Below are 15,359 nucleotides of genomic sequence, written 5' to 3'. Positions count from 1 at the left end.
CCGCGGAACGGCGCTGACACCCTCTCAGCTACCGCTGACAACCGCCCCCGGTTTTCCCGCTCAGCGGCTCACCACGTAGTCCGCGTCCCGGAGTTCGCCCACCACCAGGGCGCAGTGCTCCGGCCCCTTGGTCTCCAGGTGCAGGTCCACCTCGACCTCGGTCAGCCCCAGCTGCGGGTCGATCCGCACGTGCGCCACGTCCAGCACGTTGGCATCCACCCGGGTGAGCACGGCCAGCAGGTCGGCCAGCGCCCCCGGCTTGTCGGTCAGCCGCACCCGCAGCGAGAGGTAGCGCCCGGCGGCGGCCAGGCCGTGCCGCAGCACCCGCTGCATCAGCTGGGGGTCGATGTTGCCGCCGGAGAGCACCGCCACCACCGGGCCGCCCCGGAAGTCCTCCGGGTGCTCCAGCAGGGCCGCCACCGGGCTGGCCCCGGCTGGCTCGACCACCATCTTGAGCCGCTCCAGGCCGACCAGCAGGGCCCGCGAGAGGCTCTCCTCGGAGACCGTCCGGACGCCGTCGGCCAGCGTGTTCACCACCTCGAAGGGGATGTCGCCGGGGCGGCCGACCATGATGCCGTCGGCCATCGTGGCGAAGCGCTCCAGCGAGACCGGCCGTCCGGCGGCCAGCGAGGGCGGGTACGCGGCCGCGCCGGCCGCCTGCACCCCGACCACCCGGACGTCCGGCCGCAGCGGCTTCACCGCCGCCGCGATGCCCGCCAGCAGCCCGCCGCCGCCCACCCCGACCAGGATGGTGCGCACCTCCGGGCACTGCTCCAGGATCTCCAGGCCGACGGTGGCCTGGCCGGTGACCACGTCCCAGTGGTCGAAGGGGTGGATGAAGACCGCGCCGGTGGCCTCCGAGTACTGCTGGGCGGCCCGCAGCGCCTCGTCCACGGTCGCCCCGTGCAGCTTCACCTCGGCCCCGTAGTCACGGGTGGCGGCCACCTTGGGCAGCGGGGCGGCGCGCGGCATGAAGACGGTGGCGCGCACCCCGAGCAGCGAGGCGGCCAGCGCCACGCCCTGCGCGTGGTTGCCCGCGCTGGCGGCCACCACGCCGCCGGCCCGCTGCACCGGGGTCAGCCCGGCGATCCGCACGTAGGCGCCGCGCAGCTTGAAGGAACCGGTGCGCTGGAGGTTCTCGCACTTGAGGTGGACCGGCGAGCCGATCAGCCCGGAGAGGTACCGGCTGCTCTCCATCGGGGTGACCCGGGCGACCCCGGCGAGCATCTTGTGCGCACCGCGGACGTCGTCCAGGGTGACCGGCCAGTTCTGCATGGTTCCTCAGGTGCCGTGTGCCGTACGGGAGTTGGCGAAGGGGCGCGCGCCGCACGGCGCGCGCCCCCGGGTGGAGCAGGATCAGCCGAGCGCCTGGGTCAGGTCCGCCAGCAGGTCGTCGATCGCCTCGATGCCGACCGAGACCCGGACCAGGTCGGCCGGGACCTCCAGCGCGGAGCCCGCGACCGAGGCGTGGGTCATCAGGCCCGGGTGCTCGATCAGCGACTCGACGCCGCCCAGCGACTCGCCCAGGGTGAACAGCTGCGCCCGGTTGCAGACCTCGACCGCCGCCTGCTGGCCGCCCGCGACGCGGAACGACACCATGCCGCCGAAGGCCTTCATCTGCTTGGCCGCGATGTCGTGGCCCTGGTGCTCCGGCAGGCCCGGGTAGTAGACCTGGCTGACCTTCGGGTGCGAGAGCAGCAGCTCGGCCACCTTCTCGGCGTTGGAGCTGTGCCGGTCCATCCGGACGCCCAGGGTCTTGATGCCGCGCAGCACCAGCCAGGCGTCGAACGGGCCGGAGACCGCGCCCATCGCGTTCTGGTGGTACGCCAGCTCCTCGCCGAGGCCCGCGTCGGCCGCGACCAGCGCGCCGCCGACCACGTCCGAGTGGCCGCCCATGTACTTGGTGGTGGAGTGCACCACCACGTCGGCGCCGAAGGAGAGCGGCTGCTGCAGGTAGGGGCTGGCGAAGGTGTTGTCCACCACCAGCAGCGCGCCCGCGGAGTGCGCCACCTCGGCCAGGCCGGCGATGTCGGAGATGCCCAGCAGCGGGTTGGACGGGGTCTCCACCCAGACGGCCTTGGTGTCCGGGCGGATCGCCGCGCGGACGGCGTCCAGGTTCTGGGTGTCGGCCACCGAGAACTCGACGCCCCAGCGGCTCAGCACCTTGGCGAACAGGCGGAAGGTGCCGCCGTAGGCGTCGTTCGGGATGACGATGTGGTCGCCCGGCTTCAGCACGGTGCGCAGCAGGGTGTCCTCGGCCGCGAGGCCGGAGGCGAAGGCGAGGCCGCGGGCGCCGCCCTCGATCGCGGCGAGGCACTCCTCCAGCGCGGTGCGGGTCGGGTTGGCGGAGCGGCTGTACTCGTAGCCGCCGCGCAGCCCGCCCACTCCGTCCTGCTTGTAGGTGGACACCTGGTAGATCGGCGTGACGACGGCCCCGGTCTGGGGGTCTGCTTCCTGGCCCGCGTGGATGGCGAGGGTCTCGAAGCCCTGGGGAAGAGGGTGCTCGGTCATGGTCCGAGCCTAGACCGCGAACGGGACCAAGGGGGTCAGAACGTCCTCCGGTCGGACCGTCCGTCAACTTCCGCGCGGGGTGCGGCTACGATCTGCACGCTCCGTACACCTGTCCGACCCGGGCGGAGCACGTCGGACCGCCCTGCCGCGCGCCGCCGCACCCGTCGTCCGACCCACCGTCAGTTCCCCCGTGAACCACCGGAGTGCCCCGTGCTGTTCCTGACCATCGCGGTCGTCATGCTGCTCTTCACCCTGGGCAAGTCGCTGCTCGCCCGCCGGGCCGCCCGCCCGGCGGCCCCGCTGGACGAGGCCACCGCCCAGCGCTTCGGCCTGGTCCCGGACCGGGGCCTGGTGCTCGGCCACACCACCCTGGACGACCGCGGCCGGGCCGCCCTGGAGGCGGCCGAGCGCGGCGACTGGCGCCCGGCCGCCGAGTACGTCGAGGCCGCCGGGACGGACTGGGACGAGCGCTACGACCGGATCGACCTGCTGGTCGACCTGGCCGGCCGGCACCACGCGTGGCTGGAGGCCTGGCGGCAGGAGCGGCCGGAGTCCTCGGACGCCGCCTCGATCCGCACCGCCGCGCTGGTGCACGCCGCCTGGGCGATCCGCGGCTCGGGCTACTCGGACACCGTCACCGACGAGATGCGCAAGGGCTTCCAGGCCAAGCTGGCCGAGGCCCGCGAGGCCGGCGCCCGGGCCGCCCGGCTCGCCCCCGCCGGGGACCCGACCCCGTACCTGGCCCAGCTGGCGCTGGCCCGCGGCCAGAACTGGTCCAACGAGGAGTTCCGCGCGCTCTGGTCCGAGGTCTCCTCCCGCGCCCCGCGGCACTGGGACGGCATCTGGCAGGGCAAGGAGTACTGGACCCGCAAGTGGCACGGCAGCCACGAGCTGATGCACGCCTTCGTCGACGCCACCGTCGCCGCGGCCCCGATCGGCAGCCTGCTCACCGTCTACAAGCTGGACGCCTACACCGAGCAGTACGGCGACGGCGCGGCCGGCCTCGGCACCCCGGAGCTGCGGGCCGCCGTGGACGCCCTGCTCGCCGACCTGGCCGCCGCCCGCCCGGACCACCCGCAGCTGACCACCGCCCGCGGCTGGGCCGTCCGCTTCCTGACCGGCCAGGGCCGGCACGCCGAGGCACTGGCCCAGTTCCAGGCCCTCGGCCCGGTCATCCCCCGCACCTTCCTGCGCTCCTCCCAGGGCCCGGACGAGTTCACCGACCTGCGGGCCCGCACGGTGGCCGCGTTCGCCCGCGGCTGAGCTCGCGGCTGAGCCCCCGTCAGCCCCCGTCGACCTGCGGGCCCGTCCGGAATGCCGGGCGGGCCCGCGGCGTTGTGACGGTCACCCCCCGATGCCGAACCCCGGGAGCAGGCCGTGCTGTTCAACCGTCACAAGAGCGAGCTCGTCACCCCCGAGCAGGCCCTGCCCGGCCGGGCCGAGCCCCGGTCCGTGCCGGCCGGGCCGCACACCGTCCTCGGCACCCCGCTCACCGGCCCGTACCCCGACGGCCTGGAGACCGCCGACTTCGCGCTCGGCTGCTTCTGGGGCGCGGAGCGCACCTTCTGGCGCCTGCCCGGCGTCTGGACCACCCTGGTCGGCTACCAGGGCGGCCACACGCCGAACCCGACGTACGAGGAGGTGTGCAGCGGCCTGACCGCGCACACCGAGGTGGTCCGGGTGGTGTACGACCCGCGGCTGGTCTCCTACGAGACCCTGCTGAAGACCTTCTGGGAGTCCCACGACCCGACCCAGGGCCACCGCCAGGGGAACGACCGGGGCACCCAGTACCGCTCCGCCGCCTACACCCACTCCCCCGCCCAGCTGTCCGCCGCACTGGCCAGCAAGGACGCCTTCCAGCCCGAGCTCACCGCGATCGGCCTCGGCCCGATCACCACCGAGATCGCCCCGGCCGGCCCGTTCTACCCGGCCGAGGAGTACCACCAGCAGTACCTCTCCGACGCCAAGAACCCGAACGGCTACTGCGGCCTCGGCGGCACCGGCGCCAGCTGCCCGATCGGCGTCGCCAAGGCCTGACGGCCCGGGCACGACGGAGGCCCCGCCGCTCCCCTGGAGAGGGGGAGCGGCGGGGCCTCCGTGCTGATCCGCCGTCAGCCCGCGACGGCGGCCTTGAGCTGGTCGTAGGTCATGCCGGTCTGGGCGAGCAGCTTGATCTGCGCCTCGGGCACGCCACCGAGCGCGGCGAGCTCCTTGATCTGGGCGTCGGTCAGGGTGCTGGTGCCGGCACCGGGCTTGGTGCCCGTGGTGGTCTTGCCGCCCGGGGTCTTGCCGCCCATCGCGGCACCCATGACGGCGCCCATGACGTCCTCGAAGTCCTTCTTGGTGAAGGCGGTGGCGCCGGCCGGGGCCTTGGGGGCCTCGGCGTCCTTGGTGAAGGTCACCTTGATCGGCATGTGGGCGTCGGCCGGGGCGTCCTTCTCGAACTGGGCCAGGTCGAGGGAGATCCCGGAGAGCGCGCCGTCCTTGATGTAGACGTCGACGCCGACCTTCTGGTCCGGGAAGTCGGACGGGACGGTGCCGGGGAGCTCGTCGAAGCCCGGGATGTCCTTGGCCAGCGGCTTGATGCTCTTCAGCAGGTCGTCGGCGAAGGCCTTGGCGGGGGCGGCCACGTAGATGTGGTCGGCGCCCTCGTGCTTGCCCTTGTCCTCGAAGGTGACGTTGCGGGAGATGACGTCCTTGACGGTGTTGACCAGGTTGGAGGCGACCTTCGGGTCCACCGACGGGGCGGCCGAGGGGGCGGTCTTGGTGCCGGACGCCTTGGTGGCCTCCTGCGCCAGCTCCTTGAAGGTCTTGGTGTCGACCGAGACCCACTTGCCGCCGAGGGCGTCCTGGATGACCTTCGGGAACATCGCGGCGCCCTGCTTCAGCTCCGCGGTGTCCTCGCCGGCGATCTTGGCGATGCCCTCGACGTCGGCCTTCGCGTAGAAGGTGCCGTCGACGTAGCGCAGGTCGGCGAGGGCCCCGTCCTTGCCGGTGACGGCGTAGGCGAAGTCGTAACCGAGGTCGTCCGGAATGGAGTTGAAGTCGGTGATCTGGCTGCCGTCCTTGAGGCCCGCCACGTCCTTCAGCGGCTTGTCGGAGGCCACGGCCACCGAGAGCTTGATGCCGGCCATCAGCTCGGCGGTCTTGCGGTCGAGCTGCTCGCTCTTCTTCTTGCCCTTGGTCATGGCCTTGTCGAAGGCCAGGATCTGGTCCGCGGTCGCGTCGAAGCCGACCTCGGCCTTGAAGCTCTTGCCCTCGGAGACCTTGCCGAAGGCGTCGGAGACCTTGTCGGCGGCGGACAGCTGCTTGACGGTGCCGCAGGCGACCAGGCCGCCGGCCAGCACGACGGAACAGGCGGTGGCGGCGACGGCGACACGCGCCGTCCGGCGCAGGGTGGTGTTGATGGGACTACTCCCCCGTGAAAGGCACCCGGACTGCTCCCCGGGCTGCAACGCTCGACTCTTGGTAACGCCCCCAGGCAAGCAGCTTTCGCCCACCGGGTCATCCCGTTTTCGGCACTCGTGGCCGAACCAGGACACACCCGGTAACTTATCCCGTTCTTATGACGTTCCGTCCGCAGGGTCAGACCGCGCTGCCCGCCTTCCAGGCGCTCCAGTCCATGTTCCAGCCATTCAGGCCGTTCGACGGACTCACCGTCCTGTCGCCGGAGTTGATCACCTCGACCACGTCGCCGACCATCGAATTCGCGTAGAACCTGGCCCCGTTCGTACCCGGATCCCCGGCCCCCTTGACGTCCCGCAGGGCGATGCAGCCGTGGCTGGTGTTGGCGTTGCCGAACTGTGACGCGGGGGACCAGTAGTTGCCGTGGATGAAGGTCCCGGAGGTGGTCAGGCGCTGGGCGTGCGGGACGTCCGGGATGTTGTACTCGTCGCCGAGGCCGACGGTCTGCGAGTCCATCTTGGTCTGGGTGTACTGCTCGGAGATGACCATCTTCCCGGCCCAGGTCCGGTGCTCCGGGGAGCCGCCGATCACCGGGTAGGTGGCGGTCACCTGGCCGTCGGTGGTCACCGTGAGGGTGTCCTTGGACAGGTCCGCGACGCTGACCTGACTGCGGCCGATGGTGAAGGTCACGTCCTTGGACTGGGTGCCGTAGACGCCCTTGGCGCCCTCCACGTCCTTGAGCCGCAGCTTGAGGGTGACCTTGGTGCCCTTGGCCCAGTACTGCTCGGGGCGGAAGTCGAGCCGGGTGCTGGAGTACCAGTGCCCGACGACCTCGACGCCCGGCTCGGCCGTCACCGTGATCGCCTGCTGGACGGCCTTGCGGTCGGTGACCGCCTTGTTGAAGTTGATCGAGACCGGCATGCCGACCCCGACGGTGGAGCCGTTCTCCGGGGTGAAGTAGCCGACGAAGGTGTTGGCCGGGGAGGCGGTGGCGAACTCCGCGTTGGCGTCCGCCTCCAGCTCGTCCTTGTCGTGGGCGACGGCCGCGAGGGCGTACTTGCTGCCGCTGGCCAGCGGCCCGGTGGACTCCCAGCTCGCGCCGTCGGCGGCGAGCTGCCCGGGTATCTCCTTGCCGTCCTCCGCGGTGAGCTTCACCGAGGCGAGCTTCCCGTCCACCACCGCGACCCGGACCGGCCGGCTGAACGGGGCGTCGGTGACGCCGTCCGCCGGGGAGACCGTGATCTTCGCGACCGAGGTCTTCGGCGAACTGCTGCCGCCGCCCCCGCCTCTGCCAGCACCGCCGCCACCACCGGACGGCTTGTCGTCGTTGCAGGCCGCCAGCAGGAGGACGGGGGCACCGAGCATCCCGGCCAGCACGCCACGCCTGGTCCAGCGCGGCTTCTCGGTCTGCGTCACGGCGGTTCTCCCTGCTCTTCACCTACGGGCGTTACGTACCAAATCAACGCGATCCGGGCGGAAGCGGTTCCATCACCAAACGGTTGAGATCGTACGAGAGTACTGAAGATGCCGCCAGAACGGACAAATCCCCCACCCGGGGCTCCGGGCGGGGGATCGTCGCGCTTGCCTACTGGTCCGCGTACTCGGTCCAGGTCTCCTCGTCCGGGTCGTAGTCGATCCGGGCCGACTCCCAGGTGGCCGAGGTCAGCTCGGTGCCGGGCACGCCGCCGAGCAGCGCCACCGGGTCGATGAAGTGGGCGAGCGAACCGGACGGGTCCAGCTCGATCGCCTCCACCGACTGGCCGCGCTCCTCGTCGTCCAGGTACTCGTCGGCCTCCACCTGGGCCAGGGCGGCGGCCTTCAGGGCCTGCTCGTCGGTGATCTCGGCGACGATCTCGATGCTGAGGCGTACGTAACGGGGGGCGTCCTGCTCGGGCAGGTCAGTGCTGGTCATGGGGCGAGCCTAGGCGAGGCCCGGCCGCCGGGGAAACGGGTGAGGCCGGCCCCCTCGGAAGGGGGCCGGCCTCGCCGTCTCCGCCCTGGTTCCCCCACCCGGGAACCGCGGAGCGCGCCTTGCGGCGCGGTAGGTGCCGCGGGGGCCACCGCACCCTGCGCCGGCCTGGGCCGGGCAGGGGCGGGACGACGGCAACCCCCACGGGCGGGACACGGAGGGCCGGGTCAGGGCCGACCGACGTGTCCGTGGTGACCACGGTGCGGGGAGCCGCTCCCGCGTCCGCTGTCACCTGCTTCGGCGTCTCGCCGTTGACCACTACAGTGCACGACCCGTGTTAACCGCGTGATGCGCGCAGGTGACGCCGGTGTACCACTTCGTGCGAGGAGCGTTCCGTCAGCCGCCGCACCCCGTACGGCGGCTGACGGCGGGTCAGTGACCGGCCCGGTTGGCCAGGTAGGCCAGCAGGTCCTGGCTGGTCACGATGCCCTGCGGCTTGCCCTCGACCAGCACCACGGCGGCGTCGGCCTTCTCCAGCACCGTCATCAGGCTGGTCACGGTCTCGCCCGAGCCGACCACCGGCAGCGGCTTGGACATCACGCTGTCCAGGGTGTCGGTGAGCGCGATCTTCTGGGTGAACAGGCCCTCCAGCAGCTCCCGCTCCACCACCGAGCCGATCACCTCGCCGGCCATGATGTCCGGGTGCCCGGCGCCCGGCGAGACCACCGGCATCTGCGAGACGCCGAAGTCGCGCAGCACCCGGATCGCCTCGGCCACCGTCTCGTTGGGGTGCATGTGGACGAACTGCGGGACGCCCTCGTGCTCCAGCGCGTCCTTGCGGGCCAGCACCTCGCCGATGTGCGCCTCGTCGGTCTCCGAGGGCAGGAAGCCGTAGTCGGCCATCCAGTCGTCGTTGAAGATCTTCGACAGGTAGCCGCGGCCGCCGTCCGGCAGCAGCACCACGACCACGTCGTCCGGGCCGAGCCGCTTGGCGACCTCCAGCGCGGCCACCACGGCCATCCCGCAGGAGCCGCCGACCAGCAGGCCCTCCTCCTTGGCCAGGCGGCGGGTCATCTGGAACGAGTCCTTGTCCGAGACCGCGACGATCTCGTCCGCCACCTCACGGTCGTAGGCGGTCGGCCAGAAGTCCTCGCCGACGCCCTCGACCAGGTACGGACGGCCGGTGCCGCCGGAGTAGACCGAGCCCTCCGGGTCGGCGCCGATCACCTTGACGGCGCCCTTCGAGGCGTCCTTGAGGTAGCGGCCGGTGCCGGAGATGGTGCCGCCGGTGCCGACGCCGGCCACGAAGTGGGTGATCTTCCCCTCGGTCTGCTCCCAGAGCTCGGGGCCGGTCGAGTGGTAGTGCGAGGCCGGGTTGTCCGGGTTGGAGTACTGGTCCGGCTTCCAGGCGTTCGGGGTCTCGCGGACCAGGCGGTCGGAGACGTTGTAGTAGGAGTCCGGGTGCTCGGGCGCGACGGCGGTCGGGCAGACCACCACCTCGGCGCCGTAGGCCCGGAGGGTGTTGATCTTGTCGGTGGAGACCTTGTCGGGGCAGACGAAGATGCACTTGTAGCCCTTCTGCTGGGCCACGATCGCCAGGCCGACCCCGGTGTTGCCGGAGGTGGGCTCGACGATGGTGCCGCCCGGCTTGAGGGCGCCCGAGGCCTCGGCGGCCTCGATCATGCGCACCGCGATCCGGTCCTTCACCGAGCCGCCGGGGTTGAAGTACTCGACCTTCGCCAGCACCGTGGCGCTGATCCCCTCGGTGACCTTGTTGAGCTTCACCAGCGGCGTTCCGCCGACCAGGTCGATGATCGAATTGTGGTACCGCACGGGGGTCCTCCCGGTCTGGGGCAATGCGACGGCTGTGAGTACCTCAAAGCCTAGGGCGTCTCAAGGGGTGGACGGGCACGTGCGGGGCGGGCGGGGCGCGGGCGCCGGTCGCGCGGCGCGCCGCACCTGACGTTCTCTCCCCGGATGGACGAGGGTGCCCGGTAGGCCGCGCCGTCGTTGGGTACCCAGAAGGGGACAGAAGGTACCGCCCCGGTGAGGGGCCCGGTGGACGGAGGGGGTACGGGGTTGACGCGGGAGTCACGGGCCCGGGCGGCCCGGCGGATCGCCACCGCGGCCGCGTACGGCGGCGGCGGGCTGGGCCTGCTCGGGGTGGGTTTCGTCGGGCTGCTGGTCACCGAGAGCCGGCTGGCGGTCCGCGCGGTCGGACTGCTGGAGGGCGACCCGCCGCGCGCCGACGGCGTGTACGGGGCCGCCTTCGCCGATCCGGCGGGTGAGCAGGAGCCGCTGGTGCTGGGCTTCCTGGGCGACTCGACGGCGGCCGGGCTCGGCGTGCGGCGGGGCCACGAGACCCCGGGCGCGCTGCTGGCGGCCGGGCTGGCCTCGGTGGCCGAACGGCGGGTGCGGCTGGCGAACGTGGCCCGCTCCGGCGGCCGCTCCGCCGACCTGGCCGAGCAGGTGCTCCAGGTGCTGCCGCACCGCCCCGAGCTGGCCGTGATCATCGTCGGCGCCAACGACGTCACCAAGCGCACCCCGCCCGCCCTGGCGGTCCGTCAGCTGGGCGAGGCGGTCCGGGCGCTGCGCGAGGCCGGCTGCCAGGTGGTGGTCGGCACCTGCCCGGACCTGGGCACCATCAAGCCGGTGCGCCCGCCGCTGCGCTGGGTCGCCCGGCGGCTGAGCCGTGAGCTGGCCGCCGCGCAGACCATCGCGGTGGTGGAGGAGGGCGGCCGGACGGTCTCGCTGGGATCGCTGCTGGGCCCGGAGTTCGCGGCCCGCCCGGAGATGTTCGCCGCCGACCGCTACCACCCCTCCGCGCAGGGCTACGCGACCGCCGCGATGGCCCTGCTGCCCTCGCTCTGCGCCGCCCTGGACCTCTGGCCGGACGAGCACGAGCCGGCCGCCCCCGGGGCAGAGCAGGTGCTGCCGGTGGCCGTCGCCGCGGCGGCCGCGGCGGGCCGTTCGGGCACCGAGGTGACCGCCGACGAGCGGATCGGGGACTTCGGCCGCCGGTGGGCGCAGGTCAAGCTGCGCCTGCGGTTCGGCCTGCCGGACGCGGCCGACTCGACGCCCGAACCGGCGTCGGCCAACTCACACACGGGGACGGGTGACGACCGAGCTACCAAGCGGTAACTTTCTTCCGGGCCGTCCGCCGCCGCCCCCGCGCGGCCGCACCCGGACGCCCCGTCAGCCCGGACACCCAGCGAGGAGCCCACCATGCCCGAAGCCGTCATCGTCAGCGCCGCCCGTTCGCCGATCGGCCGGGCCTTCAAGGGTTCGCTCAAGGACATCCGCCCGGACGACCTGACCTCGCAGATCATCGGCGCCGCGCTGGCCAAGGTCCCCGAGCTGGACCCGCGCCAGATCGACGACCTGATGCTCGGCTGCGGCCTGCCCGGCGGCGAGCAGGGCCACAACCTGGGCCGGATCATCGCGGTCCAGATGGGCATGGACTACCTGCCCGGCGCCACCATCACCCGGTACTGCGCCTCCTCGCTGCAGACCACCCGGATGGCACTGCACGCCATCAAGGCGGGCGAGGGCGACATCTTCATCTCGGCCGGCGTGGAGACCGTCTCGCGCAGCGTGAACGGCACCTCGGACGGCATGCCGGGCACCCAGAACCCGCTCTTCGCGGACGCCGTGGCGCGCACCGCCAAGCGGGCCGCGGAGGGCGGCGGCGAGTGGCACGACCCGCGCGAGGACGGCCTGCTGCCGGACGCCTACATCGCGATGGGCCAGACCGCCGAGAACCTGGCCGCGCTCAAGGGGATCACCCGCGCCGAGCAGGACGAGTTCGGCGTCCGCTCGCAGAACCTGGCCGAGGCCGCCATCAAGTCCGGCTTCTGGGCCCGCGACATCACTCCCGTCACCCTGCCCGACGGCACCGTGGTCTCCGCCGACGACGGCCCGCGCGCCGGGGTCACCCTGGAGGCCGTCTCCGGCCTCAAGCCGGTCTTCCGCCCGGACGGCACCGTCACCGCCGGCAACTGCTGCCCGCTGAACGACGGCGCGGCCGCCCTGGTGATCATGTCCGACACCAAGGCCCGCGAGCTCGGCCTCACCCCGCTGGCCCGGGTGGTCTCCACCGGCGTCAGCGGCCTCTCCCCCGAGATCATGGGCTACGGCCCGGTCGAGGCCAGCCGCCAGGCGCTCAAGCGGGCCGGTCTGACCATCGACGACATCGACCTGGTCGAGATCAACGAGGCCTTCGCGGCCCAGGTCATCCCCTCCTACCGGGACCTGGGCATCCCACTGGAGAAGCTGAACGTCAACGGCGGCGCGATCGCCGTCGGCCACCCCTTCGGCATGACCGGCGCCCGCCTCACCAGCACCCTGATCAACTCCCTCCAGTGGCACGACAAGCAGTTCGGCCTGGAGACCATGTGCGTCGGCGGCGGCCAGGGCATGGCGATGGTCATCGAGCGCCTGAGCTGAGCGGGACACCCGTTCGGAGTGACGTTGCGTAACTGAGGGCCGGATCACACTCTTTGAGCGATCCGGCCCTCGGCGCACCCTCCGGAGGCCGTTTTGTCGACGCCCTGGAATCGGCCAACTCCGCAGCGTAGAGCGGGACTACCTAACAATTTGAGGACAAGGACGAAAGTCACGGACAAATCGGACATCTGCCACTGCAGCATCAGCCGCCCATGCGGCACTGTGGAGACGTAACCCCGTTCCGCTCCTCCCTAGGAGTACGTTCCGTGAGCGTCGTGTACACCATCCTGCTGCTGGTCCTGATCGCCCTCTCCGTCTGCCTGCTGGTCCAGGCGCGCCGCATCTCCCGCCGCCTCGCCGAGCAGACCGCCGCCGCAAGTGCCGCCGCCCCCGCGGTGGTTGACGAGACCGTGATACGCCGGGCGGTGCACGAGGCACTGGCCGCCGACCGTGAGCGGGAGATCGCCGAGGCCCGCGCGTTCTGGGCCGAGCAGGAGGCCCGGGCCGCCGAGGACGCCCCGATCTTCGACTCCCCGTTCACCAGCGCCCAGGAGGAGTGGCCGCTCTTCTTCCCGCGGCCGACCGGCCCGCTGGACGCCGCCGACCAGGCGGGCACCATGGACCCGGAGTTCGGCGAGGCGCTGCGCAGCGCCCTGGAGGACATGATCAACGAGGACGGCGGCACCGCCGTCCCCCGCCCGGCGGGCGCGCACCCCTCCGGCGGCCACCCCGCCGAGAGCGCCGGGGAGATCCGGGCCCGCCGCGAGGCCGACCTGCTCGCCACCGGCCTGGAGGCCGGCCTGCTGGACGCCGAACCGGCCGCGGACGCCGAGCCGGTGGCCGCCCCCGACCCGCGCCGCCACCCCTCGCACCCGGACTTCGTGCCCAGCCCGACGCCGTCCCGCGAGTGGACCGACACCCGCCTGGCCACCCTGGCCGACGAGGGCGTCGCGCTCACCGACGTCCGCCCCGGCCCGCTCGGCACCCTGGACGTGTACGCCTTCGCCGACGGCACCACGCTCTGCGTCGCCCCCGGCGACCGGGAGGCCGCCTACCGCCTGATCGACGCCGTCCGGGCCGGCGAGGACGTCCGGCTGCTCGGCGGCTCGCGGTTCTCCGGCTCCTACTCGCTGACCTTCTCCACCGACGAGGAGGCCGTCTACGTGCTGGCCGACCGGGTGGTCGCCAGCATCTGATCCACCGTCAGCAGGCCGACGGCCGGCCGAGTCATCGGGGTTACCGACTCGGCCGGCCGTCGGCGTGTGTGCGTGCGGGCAGGCGGACGGTCAGGCGGTGAGCTCGTCCGCCGACCGCACCGCGTCCAGCGCCTGGGCCAGCACCTCGGGGCCGGCCACCGCGGCCAGCTCCCGCCCGGCGACGGCCAGTTGGTCGCCCACCGCGAAGGCCCCGGCGTCCGGGAACTCCCGCGGCGGCTCGCCCGCCAACTCCAGCGCCCGCCCGGCCGAGTCGGCCGCCAGGGCCAGCACCGCCGCCGCCCGGCTCGGGTACCCGGGCACCGGGGCCAGCAGCCTGCTCTGCGGCATCGAGCGGAAGCGGTCGGCCAGCCGGTCCACGGCGGCCAGGAAGGTCTGTGCGTCTGCCATGCGGCCGAGCCTATGCGCTGCCGGGAACGGCGGAAGCCCGCCCCGGTGCGAACCGGGGCGGGCTTCCAGTGGATCGAGCCGGGATCAGTCGTCGCCGCGCAGGATGGCGATCAGGCGCAGCATCTCCAGGTAGATCCAGACCAGCGAGAGGGTGAGCCCGAAGGCGGCCCGCCAGGCCTCCTTCTCCGGGGCGCCGCCCTGGATGCCGGCCTCGATCTCGGCGAAGTCCAGCGAGAGGAAGAAGGCACCGATGCCGATGCCGAGGATGCCCACCAGGATGCCCAGCGGGCCCGAGCGCAGGCCCATGTCGGCGCCGAACATCGAGGCCACCAGGTTGACCAGCATCAGCAGCACGAAGCCCATGGCGATCGCGATGCCGATCCGGGTGTAGCGCGGGGTGACCCGGATCCGGCCGGACTTGTAGGCGATCAGCATGGCCGCGAAGACCGCCGCGGTGCCGAGCACCGCCTGCACCACGATGCCGTTCCACATGGACTCGAAGGCGTGGCTGATCGCGCCGAGGAAGAAGCCCTCCAGGGCCGCGTAGGCGATGATCAGCGGCGGGCTGACGCTCCGCTTGAAGCTGATCACCATGCCGACCACGAAGGCGGCGAACGCGGCGCCGACGGCCGGGCCGAAGGAGGTGGCGGGCAGCGCGAACCAGGCCACCGCGCCGGCCGCGACCAGGGTCAGCAGCGTGATCGCGGTGCGGGCGACCACGTCGTCCATGGTCATCCGGCCGGTCTGCAGCGGGCCGGCCGAAGGCGCCTGGTACATCTGCGTCAGCTGCTCGTCGGTCAGCTGACCGGGCTGCGGCTGGGCGTAGGGGTTGTTGCCGTACGGGTTGGTGCCGTAGGGGTTCCCGGCCTGCGGCGCCCCGGCCTGGGGCTGCTGGGCCGTGTTGAATCCCGCGTAGCCGGTGTCGCGGGTGAAGGACCCCTCCCGCGAGAAGACCGGGTTGCTGCTTCTCATGTCATTCCCTCCGGGGCGGCGTGGTGCCGCCCGCACCGCTCCAGGGTAATGCCTTGGCAAAGGAATGAGCCTCAGCCGCGAGGATGATCTCGCACACGCGCGCCACCTGCGCGGAGTCTGTGGTGCCCGGGGCCGGACTCGAACCGGCACGGCCTACGGCCAAGCAGTTTTAAGCTGCCCGTGTCTGCGTTCCACCACCCGGGCGGGACCTCTCCGCCCCTCGTACGGGCTTCCCCCTGAGACTAGTCGCCCAGAGCACTCTTTCGCACACTCTCAGGCAGGCAATTTGTCATGTTTCCTTGACATCTGACGAATCGTCTGGAAATCGGCCACCCCTCGGCGCGATCCGGCCATCCGCCCCGGCTCGGGGTCGGTGTCATACCGCAGGAGGAGAAGCCCGCGTTCCGCCTACGCCCAGCGGCGGTGGGTTCAACCGTCCCGGGGAGCGACGGATTCCATGATCGTCCAGCGGAAGATGGTGTAGCGGCCGGGCCCTGCGTCCGGCCTCCCAC

Annotated in this window: 13 protein-coding genes and 1 tRNA gene; 5 read left to right on the top strand and 9 right to left on the bottom strand. The window is 72.4% G+C overall.

Annotated features, from left to right (window positions below):
• Positions 1-60: 60 nt before the first annotated feature.
• Both ilvA and ACIA8O_RS24420 read right to left on the bottom strand, forming a co-directional pair.
• Positions 61-1,275 (bottom strand): threonine ammonia-lyase, encoded by a 1,215-nt coding sequence (ilvA, locus tag ACIA8O_RS24425; protein WP_396296060.1) that lies wholly within the window; start codon positions 1,273-1,275, stop codon positions 61-63.
• An 81-nt stretch (positions 1,276-1,356) separates the two neighbouring features.
• Positions 1,357-2,511 carry a cystathionine gamma-synthase gene (locus tag ACIA8O_RS24420; RefSeq protein ID WP_396296059.1) on the bottom strand — a complete coding sequence of 385 codons (1,155 nt, stop codon included), beginning with the start codon at positions 2,509-2,511 and terminating at the stop codon, positions 1,357-1,359.
• A 210-nt stretch (positions 2,512-2,721) separates the two neighbouring features.
• Between ACIA8O_RS24420 and ACIA8O_RS24415 the strand changes: the two genes are divergently transcribed.
• Together ACIA8O_RS24415 and msrA are read left to right on the top strand one after the other, a co-directional pair.
• A complete protein-coding gene (locus ACIA8O_RS24415; protein ID WP_396296058.1) occupies positions 2,722-3,774 on the top strand; it encodes a DUF4034 domain-containing protein in 1,053 nt (350 codons plus the stop codon).
• 114 nt (positions 3,775-3,888) lie between these two features.
• Positions 3,889-4,548, top strand: coding sequence for a peptide-methionine (S)-S-oxide reductase MsrA (msrA, locus tag ACIA8O_RS24410; RefSeq protein WP_396296057.1), 660 nt, complete (start codon positions 3,889-3,891; stop codon positions 4,546-4,548).
• Between the two features lie 74 nt (positions 4,549-4,622).
• On the opposite strand, the gene ACIA8O_RS24405 is transcribed toward msrA, so the two are convergent.
• The 4 genes from ACIA8O_RS24405 to ACIA8O_RS24390 all read right to left on the bottom strand — a co-directional run bounded on the left by ACIA8O_RS24405 (position 4,623) and on the right by ACIA8O_RS24390 (position 9,658).
• A complete protein-coding gene (locus tag ACIA8O_RS24405; protein WP_396296056.1) occupies positions 4,623-5,858 on the bottom strand; it encodes a hypothetical protein in 1,236 nt (411 codons plus the stop codon).
• Positions 5,859-6,096: 238 nt separating this feature from the next.
• Positions 6,097-7,281, bottom strand: a complete 1,185-nt coding sequence (locus tag ACIA8O_RS24400; RefSeq protein WP_396296154.1) for an Ig-like domain-containing protein — start codon at positions 7,279-7,281, stop codon at positions 6,097-6,099.
• A gap of 220 nt (positions 7,282-7,501) precedes the next feature.
• Positions 7,502-7,828 carry a hypothetical protein gene (locus tag ACIA8O_RS24395; protein WP_345281996.1) on the bottom strand — a complete coding sequence of 109 codons (327 nt, stop codon included), beginning with the start codon at positions 7,826-7,828 and terminating at the stop codon, positions 7,502-7,504.
• A gap of 429 nt (positions 7,829-8,257) precedes the next feature.
• A complete protein-coding gene (locus ACIA8O_RS24390) occupies positions 8,258-9,658 on the bottom strand; it encodes a cystathionine beta-synthase (protein ID WP_396296055.1) in 1,401 nt (466 codons plus the stop codon).
• Between the two features lie 246 nt (positions 9,659-9,904).
• Between ACIA8O_RS24390 and ACIA8O_RS24385 the strand changes: the two genes are divergently transcribed.
• From ACIA8O_RS24385 to ACIA8O_RS24375, 3 genes are all read left to right on the top strand, one after another.
• Complete coding sequence (locus ACIA8O_RS24385) at positions 9,905-10,966, top strand: SGNH/GDSL hydrolase family protein (protein WP_396296054.1); 1,062 nt, start codon at positions 9,905-9,907, stop codon at positions 10,964-10,966.
• Positions 10,967-11,050: 84 nt separating this feature from the next.
• The gene (locus tag ACIA8O_RS24380) at positions 11,051-12,271 is read left to right on the top strand and encodes an acetyl-CoA C-acetyltransferase (RefSeq protein WP_396296053.1); all 1,221 of its coding nucleotides are present in this window, start codon (positions 11,051-11,053) and stop codon (positions 12,269-12,271) included.
• Positions 12,272-12,537: 266 nt separating this feature from the next.
• On the top strand, positions 12,538-13,467 hold the full coding sequence (locus ACIA8O_RS24375) for a hypothetical protein (protein WP_396296052.1): 930 nt from the start codon (positions 12,538-12,540) through the stop codon (positions 13,465-13,467).
• A gap of 90 nt (positions 13,468-13,557) precedes the next feature.
• On the opposite strand, the gene ACIA8O_RS24370 is transcribed toward ACIA8O_RS24375, so the two are convergent.
• The 3 genes from ACIA8O_RS24370 to ACIA8O_RS24360 all read right to left on the bottom strand — a co-directional run bounded on the left by ACIA8O_RS24370 (position 13,558) and on the right by ACIA8O_RS24360 (position 15,051).
• A complete protein-coding gene (locus tag ACIA8O_RS24370) occupies positions 13,558-13,875 on the bottom strand; it encodes a hypothetical protein (protein WP_396296051.1) in 318 nt (105 codons plus the stop codon).
• An 84-nt stretch (positions 13,876-13,959) separates the two neighbouring features.
• Positions 13,960-14,847: a Bax inhibitor-1/YccA family protein gene (locus tag ACIA8O_RS24365; protein WP_396296050.1), complete on the bottom strand. Its 888-nt coding sequence runs from the start codon at positions 14,845-14,847 to the stop codon at positions 13,960-13,962.
• Positions 14,848-14,967: 120 nt separating this feature from the next.
• Positions 14,968-15,051 (bottom strand) — tRNA-Leu (locus ACIA8O_RS24360).
• Positions 15,052-15,359 lie beyond the last annotated feature (308 nt).

Origin of the sequence: Kitasatospora sp. NPDC051853, from assembly GCF_044452665.1 — a bacterium.
Lineage (GTDB): Bacteria > Actinomycetota > Actinomycetes > Streptomycetales > Streptomycetaceae > Kitasatospora.
The sequence above is the reverse complement of the archived record's forward strand: the minus strand, read 5'-3'. Positions and strand labels throughout refer to the sequence as shown.

Coding starts and splice junctions, on each gene's coding strand:
- ACIA8O_RS24380 (WP_396296053.1), top strand. CDS start 11,051: ATGCCCGAAGCCGTCATCGTCAGCGCCGCCCGTTCGCCGATCGGCCGG.
- ACIA8O_RS24420 (WP_396296059.1), bottom strand. CDS start 2,511: ATGACCGAGCACCCTCTTCCCCAGGGCTTCGAGACCCTCGCCATCCAC.
- ACIA8O_RS24370 (WP_396296051.1), bottom strand. CDS start 13,875: ATGGCAGACGCACAGACCTTCCTGGCCGCCGTGGACCGGCTGGCCGAC.
- ACIA8O_RS24400 (WP_396296154.1), bottom strand. CDS start 7,281: ATGCTCGGTGCCCCCGTCCTCCTGCTGGCGGCCTGCAACGACGACAAG.
- ilvA (WP_396296060.1), bottom strand. CDS start 1,275: ATGCAGAACTGGCCGGTCACCCTGGACGACGTCCGCGGTGCGCACAAG.
- ACIA8O_RS24365 (WP_396296050.1), bottom strand. CDS start 14,847: ATGAGAAGCAGCAACCCGGTCTTCTCGCGGGAGGGGTCCTTCACCCGC.
- ACIA8O_RS24395 (WP_345281996.1), bottom strand. CDS start 7,828: ATGACCAGCACTGACCTGCCCGAGCAGGACGCCCCCCGTTACGTACGC.